Genomic DNA, 19,583 nt, shown 5'->3' with positions numbered 1-19,583 from the left:
ACGCTTTTGTGAAACTGTCGAGAGATTCGCGGAGGGACAGTTGCCCTTACACCATCCCCGAGGGCGCATGAAAATCCAGGCAGGCCTCGGCGTGCGCGCGCAGCGTTTCCAGCATGGGCCGCGTGTCGTCCCGGCGCCATTGGAAGGTGTAGGTAAGCGGGCGCAGGGGCGCGAATCCGGGCAGGGGGTGCAAGTCGCCCCGGTCGATCAGGATGCGTGCCCAGGCCGATGGCAGGAAGCCCAGCCCCAGCCCTTGGCGGAGCATGGCCGCGATGCCGCCCCAACCGTTGCAGCACTGGTTGCGGCCCGGCGACACGCGTTGCTCGGTCAGCCAGTCGTCCAGGATCCGGATGGCGCCCGAACTTTGCGGCAGGGTGATGAGCGTCAGGCCGGGCAGGTCCGCGGGGGTGAGCGTCTGGGGATTGGGGACGGCGCCGGCCGCGGCCACCCATTCGAAGTGGGCGCTGCCGATTACGCGCGACGCGATCGACGGCTGGGAAGAGGGGCCCGCAATGACGGCGAAGTCGAGCTCGCCTTCTTCCAGGCCGCGCTCGACCAGTTCGCCAACGCCCACGAAGGGCTCGACCAGCAGATCGGGGTGGTCGAGTTGAATCACTTCAATCAGGCGGGCCATCCAGGTCAGTGACGTCAGCTCGCCCGCGCCAAACCGGCAGCGGCCCGAATAGCTGAGGTTGTTGCTGGCCTGCTGCATGAACTGGTCGGCGTTGCGCAGCAGATCCTTGGCGTGCGGCACCAGCTGTTCGCCCAGCGCGGTCAACGTGGCGCTGCGGGCGCTGCGGCTGAAGAGTTCGGCCCCGATGGACGATTCCAGTTCGCCAATCCGCTTGGACAACGACGAAACCGAAATATTCAGCCGGTTCGCGGCGATGGCGAAGTTCTTGCAGGTGGCGGCCCAGTAGAAGGCTTCGAGTTGCTTGAGCGTCATGAGAGGATGCAATCCGGCGGAGCCGGCTGGTGAGGGCGAATAAAAGTGTAGTGAACAAGATCGATAAAGTCACTTTATTCAAACTGCTGTCGCGCCTATAGTCCCCGCCAACACCGACAACGACAGGACGGCCGCTCGCCACGCGAGCGCCCCGAGGAGCCCACATGCCCGATCCGCTGCGCCGCATGCTCAGTCTGCACGACTTCGAAGCCGCCGCCAGAAAGCGGCTGCCCAAGCCCATCTACGCGTACGTGTCAGGCGCGGTCGAGGACGGCCATTCGGAACGCGGCAACCGCGACGCGTTCGCCGAATATGGTTTTCTGCCCAAGGTGCTGGTGAACGTGTCCGCGCGAAGCACCCGGTGCATGGTGCTGGGCCGGGAGTTCGCCGCGCCCGTGGGTGTGGCGCCCATGGGCATTTCGGCGATATCCGGTTACCGCGGCGATGTCGTGATGGCCAAGGCGGCCGCGGATGCCGGCGTGCCCTGCATCATGAGCGGTTCGTCGCTGATCCGGCTGGAAACCGTGATGGAGCAGGCGCCGGGCACCTGGTTTCAGGCCTATCTGCCGGGCGACGACGCCCAGATCGCCGCGCTCATCGATCGCGTGGCGGCGGCCGGCGTCGGCACGCTCGTCCTGACGGTCGACACGCCGGTGGCCGCGAATCGCGAGAACAACGTGCGCGCCGGGTTCTCGACGCCGCTGCGGCCAAGCCTGGGCCTTGCGTGGCAGGGGCTGACGCATCCCCGGTGGCTATTTGGCACGTTCCTGCGCACGTTGTTGCGTCACGGCATGCCGCACTTCGAGAACAACTATGCGACACGGGGCGCACCCATCCTGTCGGCCAGCGTGCTGCGCGACTTCTCCGACCGCGGCCACCTGAACTGGGAGCACGTAGCCGCCATCCGCCGGCGCTGGCGGGGGCAGATGGTGCTCAAGGGCGTCTTGCATCCCGACGACGCGCGGACGGCGCTCGCGCTGGGCATGGACGGCATCATCGTGTCCAACCACGGTGGCCGGCAGCTGGACGGCAGCGTGCCGCCGCTGCACGCCTTGCCCGCCATCGTGGACGCGGTGGGCGGCCGCATGGAGGTGATGCTGGACAGCGGCGTGCGCCGCGGAACGGACGTGATCAAGGCGTTGGCGCTGGGCGCGCGCTGCGTGTTCGTGGGGCGCCCGTTCAACTATGCGGCGACGGTCGCGGGGCAGCGCGGCGTGGCGCACGCAATCGCGCTGATCGCCGAGGAAGTCAAGCGCGACATGGGCCTGCTGGGCGTCGTGGATGTCAGGGAGTTGAACGCCGAATGCCTGCAACACGCTTCACGGCTTGCTGGACGCGGCGCGTAAGGCATCCAGACGCTGGGCCAGCGTCGCGGCCGACAATTCGCCCACGCGCAGGTCCACCATCCGTCCACTGGCATCCAGGAATAGCGTTGCCGGCAGGCCGCGGTTGCTGAGCTGGCGGGACGCGTCGCTGGCCGGGTCCATCAGCACGTTTTGCAGCGCCGGCGCATGCTGGCGCAGGTATTGCGTGATCTCGGGCGGGGCTTCGCCCTGGTTCAAGAACACGAAATGCACGTCCGGGTGAGCAGCTTGTGCAGCTTCGAAGGCAGGCATCTCGCGCCGGCACGGCGGGCACCAGCTTGCCCACAGATTGACGACAGTGGGCTTGCCTTGATAGGCGGATAACGTCACGGGGACGGCGTTCAGGTCCTGCAGGCGAAGCTGCGCGAGCGCCGGCGGCGGTTGATCCGGCGGCGCCAGCAGGCGGCCCCCAGCAAGCCAGGTGGCCGTGGCCAACGCCAGGGCGCCGATGACGGCCGGCCTTGGCACGCCGCGGCGCAGCATGGCCGCCACGGCATAGATCCAGGCGGCCGCCAGACCCCACGTGCCGGCCCAGCCGCCGTCGCGCACGTCCAGCACGGCCAAGGGGTTCTGCAGGAACGGATCCCGGTACTGCCAGACAAAGCCCAGCCGCGCGGCCAGCAGACCCACGATCAGGGCGCCCCACAGCACGCCGGAGACGTCGGCGCGGCGGCCATCCCGGCCGGTGCGGTTCAGCAGGTGCGCCGCGAGCAGTCCAACAAGGGCGGCGGCGGCCAGCACGGCGAGTTCGGCGGGGAAAACAAGCGGGCCAAGACGGATGGCGGGCGGCATGCAGGTTCCTGATGGGAGAAGCCCGCCAGCCTAGCACGGCGCGGCCAGCCGGCAGGCTGACGCGATCCGGCTCCGAATCGCGCCGGCACATCCTGGCGGGGACGCTAAAATAGCGCCTCGCGGCTCAAAGCCAGCCAATCCGGCATTCTTCAATCCTGCGCCTGGCGCACCCCACAACGATGAAAAAACTGACTGCTGTACTTCTTGTGTCCGCAACCTCGCTGCTCACGGCCTGCGGTCCTGGCGACAACGCGCCCGCCGCGAGCGCCCAGGCGCAGGCCACGCCCAAGAAGGTTGTCGTGGGCCTGGACGACAATTTCCCGCCCATGGGATTTCGCGACGCCAGCAACCAGATCGTCGGTTTTGACATCGACATGGCCAAGGAAGCCAGCAAGCGCCTGGGCATTGAAGTGGAGTTCAAGCCCATCGACTGGAGCGCCAAGGAAGCCGAGCTGAACGGCAAGCGCGTCGACGTGCTGTGGAACGGCCTGACCATCACGGAAGAGCGCAAGAAGAACATCAGCTTCACCGCGCCCTACATGGCCAACCACCAGATCATCATCGTGGGCAACACCTCGCCCGTGAAGGTCAAGAATGATCTGGCCGGCAAGGTCGTCGGCGCGCAGGACGGCAGCAGCGCCACCGACGCCATCGCCAAGGATCCGGTTGCCGCCCAGATCAAGGAAGTGAAGAAGTTCGGCGACAACGTCACCGCGCTGATGGACCTGGCCGCGGGCCGTCTGGACGCCATCGTCGTCGACGAGGTCGTGGGCCGCTACCTCATTAGCAAGCGCGCCGGCGAATACCGCGTGCTGGAAGAGAACTTCGGCACGGAAGACTACGGCGTCGGCGTGCGCAAGGACGACACCGAACTCCTGGGCAAGCTGGACAAGACGCTGGACTCGATGAAGCAGGACGGCACCGCCGGCCGCATCGCCACGCAGTGGTTCGGCGCCAACATCATCAAGTAAACGAGAAAGGCGCCCGCGGCCCAACCGGCCGGGGCGCCTTTGCCGTTGCAGTTCGCAGCCCGCCGCGGCGCCGCAAGGCCAGGCGGGCTCGCCCATGATTCTCTCTCGCCCGCGCGGCGCGAACCCACTGCATGGACTACGTACTTTCCCTTCTGGGGCCCATGGCGCAAGGCGCGAAAGTGACCTTGACGCTGTTTTTCATCACGCTGGCGCTCGCCGTGCCGCTGGGCCTGGTGCTGGCCTTGGCGCGCATCTCGAAGTGGCCGCTGCTGAGCCGCGCCGTCAATGGCTATATCTGGCTGATGCGCGGCACGCCGCTGATGCTCCAGATGCTGTTCATCTATTTCGCGCTGCCGTTCGTGCCGGTGATCGGCATCCGGCTGCCCGACTTTCCGGCGGCCGTCGTGGCGTTTGCCCTGAACTACGCCGCATATTTCGCCGAGATCTTCCGCGCAGGCATCCAGTCGGTGGACCGTGGCCAGTACGAAGGCAGCAAGGTGCTGGGCATGACCTACCTGCAGACGCTACGCCGCATCGTCCTGCCGCAGATGGTGCAGCGCGTGTTGCCCCCCATGAGCAACGAGACCATCACGCTGGTCAAAGACACCTCGCTCATCTACGTGCTGGCCCTCAATGACATCCTGCGCACCGCGCGCGGCATCGTGCAGCGCGACTTCACGACCACGCCGTTCCTCGTCGCCGCGGCTTTCTACCTGTTGATGACGCTGCTCCTGACGTGGTTCTTCCAGCACATGGAAAAGCGCTATGCCAAATATGACCAGTAATTCCCCGGCCGGGCTGAACACGCGCCCGGTCATGATCGAAGCCCGCCACATCGTCAAATCCTTCGGCGCGAACCGGGTACTCGACGACGTCTCGCTGACCCTGGAGCAGGGCGAGGTGGTCGCGGTGATCGGCCCGTCGGGCTCGGGCAAGAGCACGTTCCTGCGCTGCCTGAATCACCTTGAGACCATCGACGAAGGCAGCATCGTGGTGGAAGGCGAAACCATGGCGGCCGCCGTCACCGGCGCGCGCAGCCAATACGCCAGCGACGCCGACGTGCGCCGCATCTGCCGCAAGATGGGCATGGTGTTCCAGTCGTTCAACCTGTTCCCGCACATGACGGTGTTGCAGAACATCATCGAGGCGCCCATCACCGTAAAGGGCATGACCCGCGCCCAGATCGTGCCCAAGGCAGAAGAACTGCTGCGCAAGGTCGGCCTTCTGAACAAGCGCGACAACTATCCCACACGCCTGTCCGGCGGCCAGAAGCAGCGCGTTGCCATTGCCCGCGCGCTGGCCATGGAGCCCGACATCATGCTGTTCGACGAGCCCACCTCGGCGCTGGACCCGGAACTGACCGGCGAAGTGCTGCGCACCATGAAGCAGTTGGCGGACGAACGCATGACCATGCTGGTCGTGACCCACGAAATGGGCTTCGCGCGCGAAGTGGCGCATCGCGTCATCTTCATGGACGACGGCCGCATCGTCGAGGAAGCGCCTTCCGCCGCGTTCTTTGCCGCGCCCCGGCATGCGCGCAGCCGGGAGTTCCTGGCGCATATGCTCTGAGTAAGCGGCCTGGGTGGGGCGTTGCGCCAGAGAACCCGAGCGTATCCTCCGTGTGCCATGCACAAGGTTGGGACGACGGGCATATTTAAGAAGCTTTTGATGTACACGTTTCAGATGCGCGAGCACGATCACGGCGATCGTCCTCGGGTGCATCAGGTGGGAAGCTAGGGCGCTTCCGGTCAGGGTACGCGGCGGACGCCCACCCCATAGCGGCCGCCTCAGCAATAACGTCTTTCGAGCCGGGCCGCAGCCACCGGAGCGCCGCGTGCCCGCCCAATCTCGTCCGATTTTTCTGTTTATCGTTGGCGCCAATGATGGGGAAGCCAGCGCACTTCAGCACGACATTTCAGCATCACGTCGTTCTGGGCCGCGGTCATGAACCAGGTGTCATTGGAAGAGCTGCTAACGCAGGCAGTCGACGTCGCGCGCAGTACTCGACGGGACGAGGCGCCCAGCCCGTGCGTCGACTGCAAGTCCGAAGTTGCCATTCTTCCGCTGCGCTATGCCGTGGTGACCAGCGAAGATCCGGAAGCGCTTGCCGCGCTGGCGCCGGATCTGCCTCGCAATCTCGGCCTGGGGTTGCCCGCGTTGCAAGCCGAAGGCGTCCGCTACGCCGTGCGCGCCATGCGCCAGGGTTACCTGTACGCGTTCATCAAGCGCTTCGGAAAGTGGAATTGCGAAAACGCTTGGCGCGCGACAGGGACAGGGGTGTTCTCCCCATTCTGGCCTTACTCGCCAGATTCGCAGTACGCGCCCGAACCGCGCCGCCTGCTCGGATATGGCGGCTGGACCATCCTGTTCAAGGCCCCGGAAGACATCCAGGAAGCGCGCCTGCTGTTCACTCCGGACGTGCTTACCGAGCGCATGCTCGATAAGCTGCGCGATACCGATTCGTTGCGCAACAAGCTGCAGGCATTCGACATCAAGGAAATCGCCAGCAGCTGCTCGTTTGCTCCCGACGTGCTCGACATGTCTTCCACGGACAATGGCATTGCCGAGAGCATCGCCGCGGCCCATACCCGCCTGGCGCCCACGCTTGCCAATCAGCTCCATTCCGACCCGGATTATCACCACGCCCCGCAATTGGTCGCGTCGGATTTGAGGCCGACGGTCACCCGAGCCCGTGGCGCCGCTATCGTGCTGCGCGACCCCATCGGCATTACTCAGCAACTCAACGCCTGGCGAAACGAGGCCGTCGAGACGCTGAAGGACTACTTGAACAGGGATGGGGCCAACAACGGCATCAGCAACGAACGCAAGATTTTGGTCGCGCAGGCGTTCGGCGATGTTCGGAATCAGTTTGAAGAGAGGTCCGCTGCCTTGGAGGCGCAGCATTACATCGAGATCGAACGGGACAAGGTGTTCAATCCCGAGATGGCGCGGGGGCGCAACTGGATCCTCGACGAGGCGCAGCAGAAGCGCTGGGAAGCGGCAGCCCAGGAACACGTGCGCAACTACGAAGCCACGATAAGGGCGCGGGTGCAAGCCAAACTGGACAGCGGCGAATACCGCGCCCGCTTCGAAAGCAAGTACGTAACTCCGCCGGACCCGAAAGCGGCGTTGCAGATCTACGCCATGAAACAGGCGCTCGCGGGTTTCGAGACCCAGTGTCGAATTGCGGAACAGGAAGCGGCGCGTCGGGCACTGCCATACGAAGTCTGGTTGCAGAGCGAGCAATTGCTGGATGGGTTGGACGTCTATGACAATGCCGACTTTGCCAGCGGCTGGCGATTTGCGGGTCAGACAGGACTGTGCGTCTTCGGTGCGGAAGGATGCGAAAGCAGTGCCAACGTCATCCAAGAGTGGTGGCAGGGTGGGGCGCAAGACCGCAAGAACCTCGCGCTGCGAAGCTTTGGACTGAATCAGGATGCCATCCTGGCGGAAATGGATCGCATCCGCGAATCCGCGAAATCCGAGCCGGCGCTCGCTGCCGGCGAAACCATTTACCAGTACACGCGCACGGGCCTCGAAATGGCAAAGACGCTAGGGCAGCTCTTTGACAAGGCCAATAGCGTGTACGAAGCGATGGACAAATCGAGCAATGCGGGACTGTCAGGCGGAGTCCTGGCCTGGTACGCCAGCCTGGGCCGCCAGACCTTGCGCCACGCCTCGCGAGGCAACGAATGGTTCGTCCACAGGGCCACCCGCAGCTGGCTCGCCGCCAGCATCGGCGAGCGCGCCGTCAACCTCAGGCTAGAGGACCTGCAGGCCATCGGCCACAGCGCGGACCGGACGGTCATGCGAGGCCAGATCAAGCAGAACGTCCAATTCGCCTTCGCGACGGAACTGGTGGATGCGCGCTCCAGCGAGTTCTACAAGGTAAGGGCCAGCGGGTGGCTGCTCTTGCTTGAGGCCGGACTGCTCGGATTAAGAATGCACAGCCTGCCTCAGGACGACAGGCAGAGAGCCGAGCTGGCGGCCGCCGTGCTGACCGCCGGCGCGGCGGGGATCGAAATGCTGGCCTGCGGGACGGAGCTGGTGTTGAGGCACTTTAACGCCGGAAGCACGACCGGGGTCGGGGCCACGGTGTTCTTGGGGAGGTTGCGGCTGTGGGGTGGGGCGTTGGCGACGGCGGGGAGCGTCGTGCTCATGATCTACGAATGGCAGGATGGCACGGCCGCCATTGGGGAACGTCGAACAGTGCTTGGGACTGCATATCGAATTCGATTCTGGGCGGCCGCTGCCATGACCGTCAGCCAAGCAGGTCTGGCGGTTGCGGCGGCGCGCCCAATGATCAAGATGCTGGCCGAGCGCGCGATAACGACGAAATACGCTGCCTGGTGGAATTTGTTTTCTCGCGTCTCCGCAGTTTTGGCTCGACAAGCGGTCATCCTTTTCGTGCGGCGCGTGTTGCTTCGTGGGACCTTAATTACAGTCGCCTTTACGGTGGTCATTACGATATTTGATGACGATGCCCTCGAAAAGTGGTGCAAGCGTTCCCTCTACCGTGGTCCGAAGTTCAAGTATGAGAAGACTTATAAGGATGCCGAAGAAGAGTTGGCCGCCTTGTATAGCGCGCTTTTGGAAATCATCTGATGTACATCGCTGAGTGGATCTCTTGGTTCGTATGTCTGAAACCGGACGCGTGGTTAAGGAAAAATCTCGAGGAATACCAGAATCAGGCGATCCCAATCATTCAGCCGGCATATGAAGATTGCCTTGTGGAGGACCGCGCGCGCCAATCTGCGAAGCGGTTCGGCCAGGCCAGAACGAAGGGGCCGGTCTATGCATGCACCGACGCATACCTTGAAATGCGCTGCGGTGGTTTAGAAGACAAGAGAGGATTCATCTCTCTGCTCACGATCGTCTTCATGTACTTCATGGTGGGTTCATGGATAGACATAGACGGAAGATTGCTTTGGGCAGTCCTATCCGGCTCTGGAGTCGCCTTTGGCCGAGAGCTATATATCGGTGATCTGTTCACTTTTCTTTTGGGGACCACGGTGACGGCTGGAGCGCTCTGGCTGTATTTCAAGTATGCATTTCGCTTCACTCGCCTTGAAATGCTCACGTCACGCCACCTCCTGATTCGCTTCAACCGAATCACCCGTCAAGTCTTTCTTCACCGGCCGGCAAGCTGCGGGGGGATTCTGGTTCTGCCTTGGGAGGGTGTGCATACAGAGGAAATTCCCGGGTTGAGGTTGGTGATGGGCTGGTACCCCGGTGACAACACGGATCTGCCCTTTCCAACCGCGGTGTTTATCGGAAGGCAAAGCAGCCGACTATCCGACCTGCAGTCCGAGTGGGAATTCATCCGCCGGTACATGGACGAGGGCGGTCTGCAAGCTGTCGAGAGACCGCGCATCAGCTCGCAGCTGCCTTTGCCCTGGCCAGCCTTCACGGCGCAGTTCGAGGCGCTAGGTCCGTTTCTGCGCAACAGCGGCCCGTTGACGTGGTTGGGTTGCGTGCTGATCTCGCCTGCATTCGTTATCGTCGGGCTCTCGCATTGGGCTTCGTTGTTGCTGTGCTGGCGGCCACGTTGGCCGCGCGTCATTCGTGAGGCAGGCCAGCCGGGAAAGCCGGCGCCCGCTTTCACTACCGTCGCTGACTATCCGCCGGACGTTCAGTCACAGTTGCTGGCCAATGCGCACCGCTGGAAATTGCGGCCCGGGCGGGCCCCTGCGAATTCGTCGCGCTCGGGAAAGCGCCATGGGTGAGGGCGACTCGCGGCTCCTAACCCGCTGTGATTCCCCGCCCCCTTGCAAAATGTTCCTCGAACACTCTCGTACACCCGACTTGGAAATGGCAAAGACGCTAGGGCAGCTCTTTGACAAGGCCAATAGCGTGTACGAAGCGATGGACAAATCGAGCAATGCGGGACTGTCAGGCGGAGTCCTGGCCTGGTACGCCAGCCTGGGCCGCCAGACCTTGCGCCACGCCTCGCGAGGCAACGAATGGTTCGTCCACAGGGCCACCCGCAGCTGGCTCGCCGCCAGCATCGGCGAGCGCGCCGTCAACCTCAGGCTAGAGGACCTGCAGGCCATCGGCCACAGCGCGGACCGGACGGTCATGCGAGGCCAGATCAAGCAGAACGTCCAATTCGCCTTCGCGACGGAACTGGTGGATGCGCGCTCCAGCGAGTTCTACAAGGTAAGGGCCAGCGGGTGGCTGCTCTTGCTTGAGGCCGGACTGCTCGGATTAAGAATGCACAGCCTGCCTCAGGACGACAGGCAGAGAGCCGAGCTGGCGGCCGCCGTGCTGACCGCCGGCGCGGCGGGGATCGAAATGCTGGCCTGCGGGGCGGAGCTGGTGTTGAGGCACTTCAATCCGGGAAGCACGACCGGGGTGGGGGCGACAGTGTTCTTGGGGAGGCTGCGGCTGTGGGGTGGGGCGTTGGCGATCATGGGAGGTGCGATCGCCGCTACGTATGATCTGATTGATATGCAGAACGCGGCGAAGGAGAAGAAAACATCGCTATCCCGAGCATTTCGGGTCCGGTTTGTCACGGCTCTCTTGATGGCGACAGGGCAAGCAAGCTTAACCTTGGGAGCGGCTGCACCGATGCTACGCATTGTTGCTGAGCGGGCTGTGCTTTCACGCTGGAGCGTCTCGTTGGGCTTGTTGGCAGACATCTCAGCCTTCTTTGCCAAGGAGGCGGTGGCGCTATTTTTGCGCCGCCTGCTACTCCGTGGGACGGGAATTTTGGTCGTAGCCAGTGTGGCAATTGCAATTTTCGATGATGACGCTCTGCAAAAATGGTGCAAACGTACTTCGTATCGCGGACCAAAGTTTCAGAACGAGAAGCCGTTTGAAGACGCAGCGCAAGAATTGGCGAGCGTCTATGGCGCCCTGAATGAGGTGGCTTGATGTACGCGACCGAGTGGATGATGTGGTGGGGCTGCTTGAAATCTGATGAGGAATTAGGGAGCCATTCCGGAGGCGCACGGCCCTCGCCACGAGCTGTGTCTTACTTAGAAGATGTCGCGCAAGAGCGAGCGGCCCAACAGGCAAAACGTTGCGATCGCGCTGTCAGTCGCGGCCCAGTGTACGCCGCTAACGATATATATATGGAGATGCGTTGCGGGGGAATGGAAGACAAGCGGGGGCTTATCACGCTCGCCACTGCAATTTTTGTAGGCATGATTTTATATGCGTGGGCCGTTAGTTCGGGACCAATTCTCTTTGCAGTGCTGCTCGGCTCGATGAAGTGGTATGACAGTTCAATCGGGTGGCAGCAGTACTTTGATTTGGCGTTCGACGTCATTATTTTTGGCGTGCCGCTTTGGCTCTACTTCAGGCACGCATTCCGCTTCAGTCGTCTAGAGGTGTTGACGTCCCGTCACTTGCTGGTTCGGTTTAATCGGATTACTCGTCAAGTCTATCTTCATCGACCTTCGCATTGTGGCGGTGTCCTTGTCTTGCCCTGGAACGGCACAACCTCGATGGAGATGGCGGGTCAGCGCCTTATGCTCGGATGGTTTCCAGACGATACGCCGTTGCCGTTTCCGAACTTTGCGTTGGTGGGAAAGCCAAGCAGTCGCGTGTACGACCTGCAAGCTGAGTGGGAATTCATCCGCCGGTACATGGACGAGGGCGGTCTGCAAGCTGTCGAGAGACCGCGCATCAGCTCGCAGCTGCCTTTGCCCTGGCCAGCCTTCACGGCGCAGTTCGAGGCGCTAGGTCCGTTTCTGCGCAACAGCGGCCCGTTGACGTGGTTGGGTTGCGTGCTGATCTCGCCTGCATTCGTTATCGTCGGGCTCTCGCATTGGGCTTCGTTGTTGCTGTGCTGGCGGCCGCGCTGGCCGCGCGTCATTCTCGAGGCAGGCCAGCCGGGAAAGCCGGCGCCCGCTTTCACTACCGTCGCTGACTATCCGCCGGACGTTCAGTCACAGTTGCTGGCCAATGCGCACCGCTGGAAATTGCGGCCGGGGCGGGCCCCCGAGAGTTCGTCGCGCGTGGGTAAGAAGCGTGAACGGAACTGATGATACCTGCACGTTGAGATGATCAGTCGACTTGCGTATGCCGTTATAGGGCTTGGACGCTCGATGATCGACGGCTATTCGATATGATGCATACCCATGTCCCCCATGCCGGTTTCCACGCACTCCGCTTCTGACGCTCCGCCGCTGCTCAAACTGCGCGGCCTGTACAGCGCGCGCCTGGCGCCCGTGAGCCTGGATCTGGCCGCTGGCGAGTGCGCGGCCGTGGTCGGCGCGTCGGGGTCGGGCAAGTCGCTGCTGCTGCGCCAGATTGCCGATCTGGATCCCGGCCACGGCGAGGCCGAGCTGGATGGCCGCCGCCGGTCGGCCATGCGCGGTTTTGAATGGCGGCGCCAGGTGGTGTATTGCCAGGCCGAGGCCGGCTGGTGGGATGACCATGTGTCCTCGCATTACGCGGACCGCGCGGAGGCGGTCGGTGTAATGAGCCGGCTGGGGCTGGCCGAGGACAAGTTCGATGCGCTGGTCCACGAACTGTCCACGGGCGAGCGCCAACGCATGGGTCTCGCGCGCGCGCTGCTGCAAGAGCCGCGCGTGCTGCTGCTGGACGAGCCGACCGCGGCATTGGACGAGGTCGCGACGGCGCTGGTCGAGGCCGAACTGGCGCGGTTTCTGACTCGCGGTGGCGGCATCCTGATCGTCACGCACAGTGCCGAGCAGGCCGGCCGTCTGGCGCGCCGAAGCTGGCGGATGACGCAGGGCCGCATGGAGCCCCTATGGACGTGATCCAACTGCAGGCGCCGGATCTGGTGATCGCGTCGCTGCTGGTGCTGCTGAGCGCCGGCATTTCCTTCGCGCTGCGCCTGGACCTGCAAAGGCAGGTGCTGTGGGCGGCGGTACGCACGGTGGTGCAGCTGCTCCTGGTCGGCCAGATCCTGCGCATCGTTTTCGCCCACGCCGCCCCATGGCTGACGGCACTGGTGGTGGCCGTGATGATGGCGCTGGCCGCGCGCGAGGTGGCCGCCCGGCCCAAGGCGCGCCTGGCCGGACACGGCAACGGCTGGGTCGGCACGCTGGCGGTGGCCAGCACCACGCTCATTACGGCGCTGTTCATCCTAAGCACGGCGTTGCGCCCAGACCCCTGGTACGACCCGCGCTACACCATCGCGCTGGTGGGCATCGTGCTAGGCAGCGTGCTCAATGCCGCCAGTCTGGCGCTGGACGGCATGCTGTCAGGCGTGCGCCGCGAACGGCTGGGCATCGAGGCGCGCCTGGCGCTGGGCGCCACGGTCCACCAGGCGTTCGCATCGCTGCTGCGAGAATCCGTGCGGCGCGGCATCGTGCCGAGCATCAACCAGATGTCGGCCGCGGGCATCATCACCTTACCCGGCATCATGACCGGCCAGATCATCGCGGGCATGGACCCGGTGGACGCGGCCAAATACCAGATCCTGCTGATGTTCCTGCTGTGCGGCGCAAGCGGCATGGCAGCGATGGGCGCAGCCTATGGCGCCATGCGCCGATTGACCGATGAGCGTGGAAGGCTGCGGCTGGACAGGTTGATGCCGGGGCGGGTGTGATGCGGTGGCGGCCGTCAAAGGATGGCGTGCAGCCCTTTGTCAGCCAGGAGATTGAGAAGCTTCAATGCAGGGCCGGTAGGGCGCGTGTCGCCTTGTTCCCATTTCTTGACGGTCGAAGTGCTGGTGTGCAGGTGCAGCGCGAATACAGGTTGGCTGAACCGTAAATCTTCACGCAGCCGTTTAATATCGCCCGGACTGAAATCCCGGACGGGGGCAGGACAGATAGCGTCAAAGTCCCGCATCGTGACTTTGTCTATCGACCCCGCATGGTAGAGCGCGGCGAGATCTTCGCGCAGAGATTCAATGAGTTTGCTCACAGTTCACCTCGAGTATTACGCCGGTCTGGGATGAATTTACTCGCGCATTCGTAGTAGGAGGTCGGGGCAGCCCCCGTAAGTCAGTCGGATTTTGGATATCGACAACATTGCGCTGCAAGGTGTCAGGCACCCTAGCAAGACAATCAGCAGCCTGCAGCCGCGGCTCAACGGCTGTCAGGCACCGACCTGAAATCACCCCACGAATGCAGGCATCCGGCGCGCCCAAAGAAAAACCGGCAGCCCCAACGGGACTGCCGGTTTCTTGTCTGCCAGCCTGCTTGCGCAGGCCGGCAAAGCAGGGGACGCTTAGCCGATGGAGGCCAGCACCTTGTTCAGCGTGGCGCTGGGGCGCATGGCCTGGCTGGCCTTGGCTTCGTTCGGCTGGTAGTAGCCGCCGATGTCCACGGGCTTGCCTTGGGCGGCCTTAAGCTCGTCCAGGATCTTGTTCTCGCCTTCCGAGAACGCGGTCGCGGCGGGCGCGAACTGGGCGGCCAGGGCGCGGTCTTCGGTCTGGGCGGCCAGGGCTTGGGCCCAGTACATCGCCAGGTAGAAGTGGCTGCCGCGGTTGTCCAGGCCGCCGACCTTGCGCTCGGGCGACTTGTTTTCGTCCAGGAACTTGGCCGTGGCCTGATCCAGCGTCTTGGCCAGGATCTGGGCGGTCGGGTTCTTGTACGTGCGGCCCAGGTGGTCCAGCGACTCGGCCAGCGCCATGAATTCGCCCAGAGAATCCCAGCGCAGGAAGCCTTCTTCCAGGAACTGCTGCACGTGCTTGGGCGCCGAACCGCCCGCGCCGGTTTCAAACAGGCCGCCGCCAGCGACCAGCGGCACGATCGACAGCATCTTGGCGCTGGTGCCCAGTTCCATGATGGGGAACAGGTCGGTCAGGTAGTCGCGCAGCACGTTGCCGGTGACCGAGATGGTGTCCAGGCCTTCGCGGATGCGCTTGACCGAGAACTTGGTGGCTTCGACGGGGTCGAGGATGCGCAGGTCCAGGCCGCTGGTGTCGTGGTCCTTCAGGTACTGCTTGACCTTGGCGATAACCTGGGCGTCGTGGGCGCGCTTTTCGTCCAGCCAGAAGACGGCGGGCGTCTTGGTGGCGCGGGCGCGCGTGACGGCCAGCTTGACCCAGTCCTGGATCGCGGCGTCCTTGGTCTGGCACATGCGCCAGAGGTCGCCGGCCTCGACGGCCTGCTCCAGCAGCACAGCGCCGGAGGCGTCGGTGACGCGCACGGTGCCGGCGGCCGGGATGACGAAGGTCTTGTTGTGCGAACCGTATTCTTCGGCAGCCTGGGCCATCAGGCCGACGTTGGGCACGCTGCCCATCGTGACCGGATTGAACGCGCCATTGCGCTTGCAGTCGTCGATGACGGCCTGGTAGACGCCGGCGTAGCTGCGGTCGGGGATGACGGCCTTGGTGTCCTGCAGCTTGCCTTCGGCGTTCCACATCTTGCCCGAGTCGCGGATCATGGCGGGCATGGACGCGTCGACGATGACGTCGCTGGGCACGTGCAGGTTGGTGATGCCCTTGTCGGAGTTCACCATGGCCAGCTGCGGCAGGGTCTTGTAGGCGGCGTCGATGTCGGCGGTGATGGCGGCCTGCTGGTCGGCGGGCAGCGACTGGATCTTGGCGTACAGGTCGCCAATGCCGTTGTTGGGGTCAAAGCCGGCCTGCTTGAGGACGTCGGCGTGCTTGGCCAGGACGTCCTTGTAGAACACGGAGACCACGTGGCCGAAGATGACGGGGTCCGAGACCTTCATCATGGTGGCTTTCAGGTGGACCGAGAACAGCACGCCGTTGGCGCGCGCGTCGTCGATCTGCGCCTGCAGGAAGGACTTCAGCTTGGCGGTCGACAGCACGGCGGCGTCGATGATCTCGCCGGCGTTGACCGGGGTCTTTTCCTTCAGGACGGTCTTGGTGCCGTCGGCAGCCGTCAATTCGATCTTGACGTCGCCGGCTTCGGCGATCAGGGCCGACTTCTCGGTGCCGTAGAAGTCGCCTTCGCTCATGTGCGCGACGTGCGACTTGGAGTCAGCCGACCAGGCGCCCATCTTGTGCGGGTGCTTGCGGGCGTAGTTCTTGACCGACAGCGGGGCGCGGCGGTCGGAGTTGCCTTCGCGCAGGACCGGGTTGACGGCGCTGCCCTTGACCTTGTCATAGCGGGCCTTGACCTCACGCTCGGTGTCGTTGGCGGGGGCATCCGGGTAATCCGGCAGCTTGTAGCCCTGGTCTTGCAGTTCCTTGATGGCCGCCTTCAGTTGGGGCATCGAGGCGCTGATGTTGGGCAGCTTGATGATGTTGGCTTCGGGCTTGACCGCGAGGGCGCCCAGCTCAGCCAGGGCGTCGGACAGCTTCTGGCCGTCTTCGAGGTAATCCGGGAACAGGGCGATGATGCGGCCTGCCAGCGAAATGTCGCGGGTTTCGACCGTGATGCCTGCGGGTTTGGCGAATGCCTGGACGATGGGCAGCAACGAACGGGTTGCAAGTGCCGGAGCTTCGTCGGTGAGGGTATAGATAATCTTCGGAGTAAGAGACATGATCCTTGAATCTGTTCGGCTCAGGCGATTAACGCGCAAACCCGAACATGCTATGCGGCGTACGCCGGTAGATGTTGTCGAGAGTGGGTTCGTATGGAGGGACGCGCAGGCAAGCCGTCCACCCAACATGACCGCCGCCCGTCCTATTGTTTGACTGGACCGGCCGGCCCGATTGAAAGGGCCGTATCCGGGTCCGCCTTGGAAGGTGCGACCGCCACGAACTTTCCATTGTAATACCGTGCTACGCATTGCGCCGGGAAATGGTTCCATTTCATGATGGCGACGCAATATGCATATGCCCAAGGTTTCAGGGACGGATCGCTTGCGGCGGGCCAACTTGCTGCGGATCGAGCCCAACTTGCGCGTTTGACAAAGCGCCGCGATGAGAGGAAAGTAGCGCCCATGAATTTCCGCGCCGTCCGCATTTCGCTGATTATTACCATCATTCCTGGAATGGTGGGTTAGCGCGCGACCGCAACAGTCACAGCCACCCGCCCCACGAGGCGGGTTTTTTGTGGCCGCCTCTGCCGGGCAAGCCTACCCAAGCAGAGAAACCATGTCCGCTACCCCCCCCAACGCACCCTCGGAATTCCAGGCTGGCGCCGCCACGCCCATGGAGTACCTGCGGCAGATCCTGACCGCCCGGGTCTATGACATTGCCCGGGAAACCGAACTGGACTTGGCGCGCGGCCTGTCCGCCCGGCTCGGCAACACTGTCCACTACAAGCGCGAAGACAACCAGCCGGTGTTCTCGTTCAAGGTGCGCGGCGCCTATAACAAGATGCGCAACACGCCGCGGGCGGCGCTGGAGCGCGGCGTGATCACCGCGTCGGCCGGCAATCATGCGCAGGGCGTCGCCATTTCGGCGGCCAAGCTGGGCGTGCGGGCCATCATCGTGGTGCCGCAGACCGCACCGCAAGTGAAGGTGGACGCCGTGCGCGCCCACGGCGGTCCGACCGTCACCGTGGTGCAGGCCGGCGATTCGTATAGCGACGCCTACGCCCATGCCCAGATGCTGGCGCAGGAACAGGGACTGACGTTCGTCCCCGCGTTCGACGATCCGTATGTGATCGCCGGTCAGGGCACGGTGGGAATGGAGATCCTGCGCCAGCACCCCGAACCGCTGCACGCCATCTTCGTGCCGATCGGCGGCGGTAGCCTGGCAGCGGGCGTATCGACCTACGTGAAGGCGGTGCATCCCGGCGTGAAGGTCATCGGCGTCCAGACAGAGGACTCTTGCGCGATGGCGCAGTCGCTGTGCGTGGGCGAACGCGTCATCCTGGCCGACGTGGGCCTGTTTTCGGATGGCACGGCCGTCAAGCTGGTGGGCGAAGAGACCTTTCGTTTGTGCCGCGAGCATCTGGACGAAGTGATCCTGGTCGACACCGATTCGGTATGCGCGGCCATCAAGGACGTGTTCCTGGACACGCGCAGCGTGCTCGAACCAGCGGGCGCGTTGGCGGTGGCGGGGCTGAAGAAATACGTCGAGCGCGAAGGCGCTCGCGGGCAATCGCTGGTGGCGATTACTTCGGGCGCCAACATGAACTTTGACCGCATGCGGTTCGTGGCGGACCGCGCCGAGGTGGGCGAGGCGCGCGAGGCGGTGTTCGCGGTGACCATCCCCGAGGAACGCGGCAGCTTCCGGCGCTTTTGCAAGGTGATCGGGCAACGCAGCGTGACCGAATTCAACTACCGCATCGCCGACGCGCGCACCGCGCATATTTTCGTCAGTGTGCAGATCGCGCGCCGCGGTGAATCGGCCGACATTCTGGCGGCGTTGCAGGCCGAGGGCTTCTCGGCCACCGACCTGACGAACAATGAAGTCTCCAAGCAGCACATCCGCTATATGGTTGGCGGACGCTCGCCGCTGGCAGGCGGCGAACGGCTGTTCCGCTTTGAATTTCCCGAGCGCCCGGGCGCGCTGATGAAGTTCCTGTCGGCGATGGCGCCCAACTGGAACATCAGCCTGTTCCATTACCGCAACCAGGGCACGGACTTCAGCTCGGCGCTGGTGGGCATCCAGGCGCCAGTGGCCGACGATGCGGCGCTGGATGCGTTCCTGCGGCAACTGGGTTATGCGCACGCCGAGGAAACGGGGAACGAGGCCTACCGCCAGTTCCTGATCTGAGTGAGCGGCCGGGCGTTTAGCTAGCGTTGCAACCGGCCTTGCGCGGCAATGCCACGCCCGGCTTCAAACGCAGCGTCGCGCGGCCCTGCGCCTGGGTCAGTTCCAGCGCGTTTGCGCGCCACGCGGGCACGTCATCGAATGCGATGACCGGCGACGAGCCGGCAGCGGCCTTCGCGCCGGGCCGTTCGAATTGCAGCGCAGGCAGGCCCACGCACGTGTCCTTGAAATCCAGGTGCGCCAGTTCACGCCCGTCGCTCAGGCGCACCGCGCGAAACGCCAGGGGCGTATCGACGAATTTGCTGACTTCCGGGACGTACTGCAGGTAACCGTGGGCGTCCTTGACGTGCGTGGCCGGCTGCAGCACGACGACGTCGCGGCCTGGAGGGACAGCCAGGTAGGCCACATCGCCCGCCACATCCAGCAGCTTGCCCGGGCCGAGGTTCATGGCCTTGAGCGGCGCATGCCGGATCATCACGGTTTCGTTCCAGGCGGAATTCACGCGCGTCCATCCGGGCAGGCGGGCGTCCTCGAACCGCGTGCCGTGGATCCGGTCGCGGTCTGGCTTGTCGGAGATGGGTAGACGCTGCACGCGCAGCGCGCCGTTGACCACTTGCAGATGCGCGAGCACGGTGCTGGCGCTGGAACTGTTGAAGAATGCCAGCACCGCGTCGGTTTCCAGAATGGCGACGGGACCGGGGCAGAAGAACGCGCGGGCTTGCGGCGCATTGCTACCAGGAAAGAGCAGGGCGCCGACGTCCGCGCCGCACAGGCTTTTGCCCTGGAACGTGATGGTGGTGGCGCGCGTCGTCTGGCGCTGACCGGTGTTCCAGTCGCTGCGGCTGCCGGCTGCCACGTCGACGACAAGGCCGTGATTGTCATAGACCACCGCGGCGCCCGAGGGCGCGGCCAGCAGGCTGAGCAGAAACACGAGGGCGCGGCGGCTCGTCATGGGCGGACTCAGAGGATGGCGGGAGGGGTGAATATATACCGCTGAAGCCGCGCCG

At 64.0% G+C, this 19,583-nt stretch carries 16 protein-coding genes; 11 read left to right on the top strand and 5 right to left on the bottom strand.

Going from position 1 to position 19,583, the window contains the following annotated elements:
• Positions 1–46: 46 nt before the first annotated feature.
• The gene (locus tag V6V88_RS14305; protein ID WP_338615346.1) at positions 47–946 is read right to left on the bottom strand and encodes a LysR family transcriptional regulator; all 900 of its coding nucleotides are present in this window, start codon (positions 944–946) and stop codon (positions 47–49) included.
• Positions 947–1,110: 164 nt separating this feature from the next.
• Between V6V88_RS14305 and V6V88_RS14300 the strand changes: the two genes are divergently transcribed.
• The gene (locus tag V6V88_RS14300; RefSeq protein WP_338615345.1) at positions 1,111–2,292 is read left to right on the top strand and encodes an alpha-hydroxy acid oxidase; all 1,182 of its coding nucleotides are present in this window, start codon (positions 1,111–1,113) and stop codon (positions 2,290–2,292) included.
• Here V6V88_RS14300 and V6V88_RS14295 read toward each other — a convergent pair.
• Complete coding sequence (locus tag V6V88_RS14295; RefSeq protein ID WP_338615344.1) at positions 2,266–3,102, bottom strand: TlpA disulfide reductase family protein; 837 nt, start codon at positions 3,100–3,102, stop codon at positions 2,266–2,268. The genes V6V88_RS14300 and V6V88_RS14295 overlap by 27 nt on opposite strands.
• 179 nt (positions 3,103–3,281) lie before the next feature.
• On the opposite strand from V6V88_RS14295, the gene V6V88_RS14290 reads away from it, so the two are divergent.
• From V6V88_RS14290 to fetB, 9 genes are all read left to right on the top strand, one after another.
• A complete protein-coding gene (locus V6V88_RS14290) occupies positions 3,282–4,073 on the top strand; it encodes an amino acid ABC transporter substrate-binding protein (RefSeq protein WP_338615343.1) in 792 nt (263 codons plus the stop codon).
• 131 nt (positions 4,074–4,204) lie between these two features.
• Positions 4,205–4,858 carry an amino acid ABC transporter permease gene (locus V6V88_RS14285; protein WP_056318568.1) on the top strand — a complete coding sequence of 218 codons (654 nt, stop codon included), beginning with the start codon at positions 4,205–4,207 and terminating at the stop codon, positions 4,856–4,858.
• Positions 4,859–4,889: 31 nt separating this feature from the next.
• Positions 4,890–5,642, top strand: coding sequence for an amino acid ABC transporter ATP-binding protein (locus V6V88_RS14280; protein WP_056318838.1), 753 nt, complete (start codon positions 4,890–4,892; stop codon positions 5,640–5,642).
• Between the two features lie 375 nt (positions 5,643–6,017).
• The gene (locus tag V6V88_RS14275) at positions 6,018–8,678 is read left to right on the top strand and encodes a T6SS effector BTH_I2691 family protein (protein ID WP_338615341.1); all 2,661 of its coding nucleotides are present in this window, start codon (positions 6,018–6,020) and stop codon (positions 8,676–8,678) included.
• On the top strand, positions 8,678–9,799 hold the full coding sequence (locus tag V6V88_RS14270; protein WP_338615340.1) for a hypothetical protein: 1,122 nt from the start codon (positions 8,678–8,680) through the stop codon (positions 9,797–9,799). Before V6V88_RS14275 ends, V6V88_RS14270 begins: the two co-directional genes overlap by 1 nt.
• Positions 9,800–9,884: 85 nt before the next feature.
• Entirely contained in the window at positions 9,885–10,949 is a 1,065-nt protein-coding gene (locus V6V88_RS14265) for a hypothetical protein (RefSeq protein ID WP_338615339.1), read from the top strand.
• A 221-nt stretch (positions 10,950–11,170) separates the two neighbouring features.
• Complete coding sequence (locus V6V88_RS14260) at positions 11,171–12,064, top strand: hypothetical protein (RefSeq protein WP_338615338.1); 894 nt, start codon at positions 11,171–11,173, stop codon at positions 12,062–12,064.
• A 96-nt stretch (positions 12,065–12,160) separates the two neighbouring features.
• Complete coding sequence (locus tag V6V88_RS14255) at positions 12,161–12,805, top strand: ABC transporter ATP-binding protein (protein ID WP_196589468.1); 645 nt, start codon at positions 12,161–12,163, stop codon at positions 12,803–12,805.
• Positions 12,796–13,599: an iron export ABC transporter permease subunit FetB gene (gene fetB / locus V6V88_RS14250; RefSeq protein ID WP_338615337.1), complete on the top strand. Its 804-nt coding sequence runs from the start codon at positions 12,796–12,798 to the stop codon at positions 13,597–13,599. The genes V6V88_RS14255 and fetB overlap by 10 nt, the downstream gene beginning before the upstream one ends.
• Positions 13,600–13,613: 14 nt before the next feature.
• On the opposite strand, the gene V6V88_RS14245 is transcribed toward fetB, so the two are convergent.
• The gene (locus V6V88_RS14245; protein WP_082586196.1) at positions 13,614–13,916 is read right to left on the bottom strand and encodes a DNA-binding transcriptional regulator; all 303 of its coding nucleotides are present in this window, start codon (positions 13,914–13,916) and stop codon (positions 13,614–13,616) included.
• Between the two features lie 306 nt (positions 13,917–14,222).
• Complete coding sequence (locus V6V88_RS14240) at positions 14,223–16,451, bottom strand: NADP-dependent isocitrate dehydrogenase (RefSeq protein WP_338615336.1); 2,229 nt, start codon at positions 16,449–16,451, stop codon at positions 14,223–14,225.
• 556 nt (positions 16,452–17,007) lie between these two features.
• On the opposite strand from V6V88_RS14240, the gene ilvA reads away from it, so the two are divergent.
• On the top strand, positions 17,008–18,579 hold the full coding sequence (gene ilvA / locus V6V88_RS14235) for a threonine ammonia-lyase, biosynthetic (protein WP_223575412.1): 1,572 nt from the start codon (positions 17,008–17,010) through the stop codon (positions 18,577–18,579).
• 16 nt (positions 18,580–18,595) lie between these two features.
• Here the strand turns inward: ilvA and V6V88_RS14230 are convergent, their stop codons facing one another.
• Complete coding sequence (locus V6V88_RS14230) at positions 18,596–19,528, bottom strand: hypothetical protein (RefSeq protein WP_223575413.1); 933 nt, start codon at positions 19,526–19,528, stop codon at positions 18,596–18,598.
• Positions 19,529–19,583: the final 55 nt, after the last annotated feature.

The sequence above is a fragment of the Achromobacter sp. E1 genome (genome assembly GCF_037039475.1).
In the GTDB taxonomy this organism is placed as follows: domain Bacteria; phylum Pseudomonadota; class Gammaproteobacteria; order Burkholderiales; family Burkholderiaceae_B; genus Achromobacter; species Achromobacter mucicolens.
The sequence above is the reverse complement of the archived record's forward strand: the minus strand, read 5'-3'. Positions and strand labels throughout refer to the sequence as shown.

Coding starts and splice junctions, on each gene's coding strand:
- V6V88_RS14285 (WP_056318568.1), top strand. CDS start 4,205: ATGGACTACGTACTTTCCCTTCTGGGGCCCATGGCGCAAGGCGCGAAA.
- V6V88_RS14255 (WP_196589468.1), top strand. CDS start 12,161: ATGTCCCCCATGCCGGTTTCCACGCACTCCGCTTCTGACGCTCCGCCG.
- V6V88_RS14230 (WP_223575413.1), bottom strand. CDS start 19,528: ATGACGAGCCGCCGCGCCCTCGTGTTTCTGCTCAGCCTGCTGGCCGCG.
- ilvA (WP_223575412.1), top strand. CDS start 17,008: ATGTCCGCTACCCCCCCCAACGCACCCTCGGAATTCCAGGCTGGCGCC.
- V6V88_RS14240 (WP_338615336.1), bottom strand. CDS start 16,451: ATGTCTCTTACTCCGAAGATTATCTATACCCTCACCGACGAAGCTCCG.
- V6V88_RS14260 (WP_338615338.1), top strand. CDS start 11,171: ATGGAAGACAAGCGGGGGCTTATCACGCTCGCCACTGCAATTTTTGTA.
- fetB (WP_338615337.1), top strand. CDS start 12,796: ATGGACGTGATCCAACTGCAGGCGCCGGATCTGGTGATCGCGTCGCTG.
- V6V88_RS14290 (WP_338615343.1), top strand. CDS start 3,282: ATGAAAAAACTGACTGCTGTACTTCTTGTGTCCGCAACCTCGCTGCTC.
- V6V88_RS14280 (WP_056318838.1), top strand. CDS start 4,890: ATGATCGAAGCCCGCCACATCGTCAAATCCTTCGGCGCGAACCGGGTA.
- V6V88_RS14295 (WP_338615344.1), bottom strand. CDS start 3,102: ATGCCGCCCGCCATCCGTCTTGGCCCGCTTGTTTTCCCCGCCGAACTC.
- V6V88_RS14305 (WP_338615346.1), bottom strand. CDS start 946: ATGACGCTCAAGCAACTCGAAGCCTTCTACTGGGCCGCCACCTGCAAG.
- V6V88_RS14270 (WP_338615340.1), top strand. CDS start 8,678: ATGTACATCGCTGAGTGGATCTCTTGGTTCGTATGTCTGAAACCGGAC.
- V6V88_RS14300 (WP_338615345.1), top strand. CDS start 1,111: ATGCCCGATCCGCTGCGCCGCATGCTCAGTCTGCACGACTTCGAAGCC.
- V6V88_RS14275 (WP_338615341.1), top strand. CDS start 6,018: ATGAACCAGGTGTCATTGGAAGAGCTGCTAACGCAGGCAGTCGACGTC.
- V6V88_RS14265 (WP_338615339.1), top strand. CDS start 9,885: ATGGCAAAGACGCTAGGGCAGCTCTTTGACAAGGCCAATAGCGTGTAC.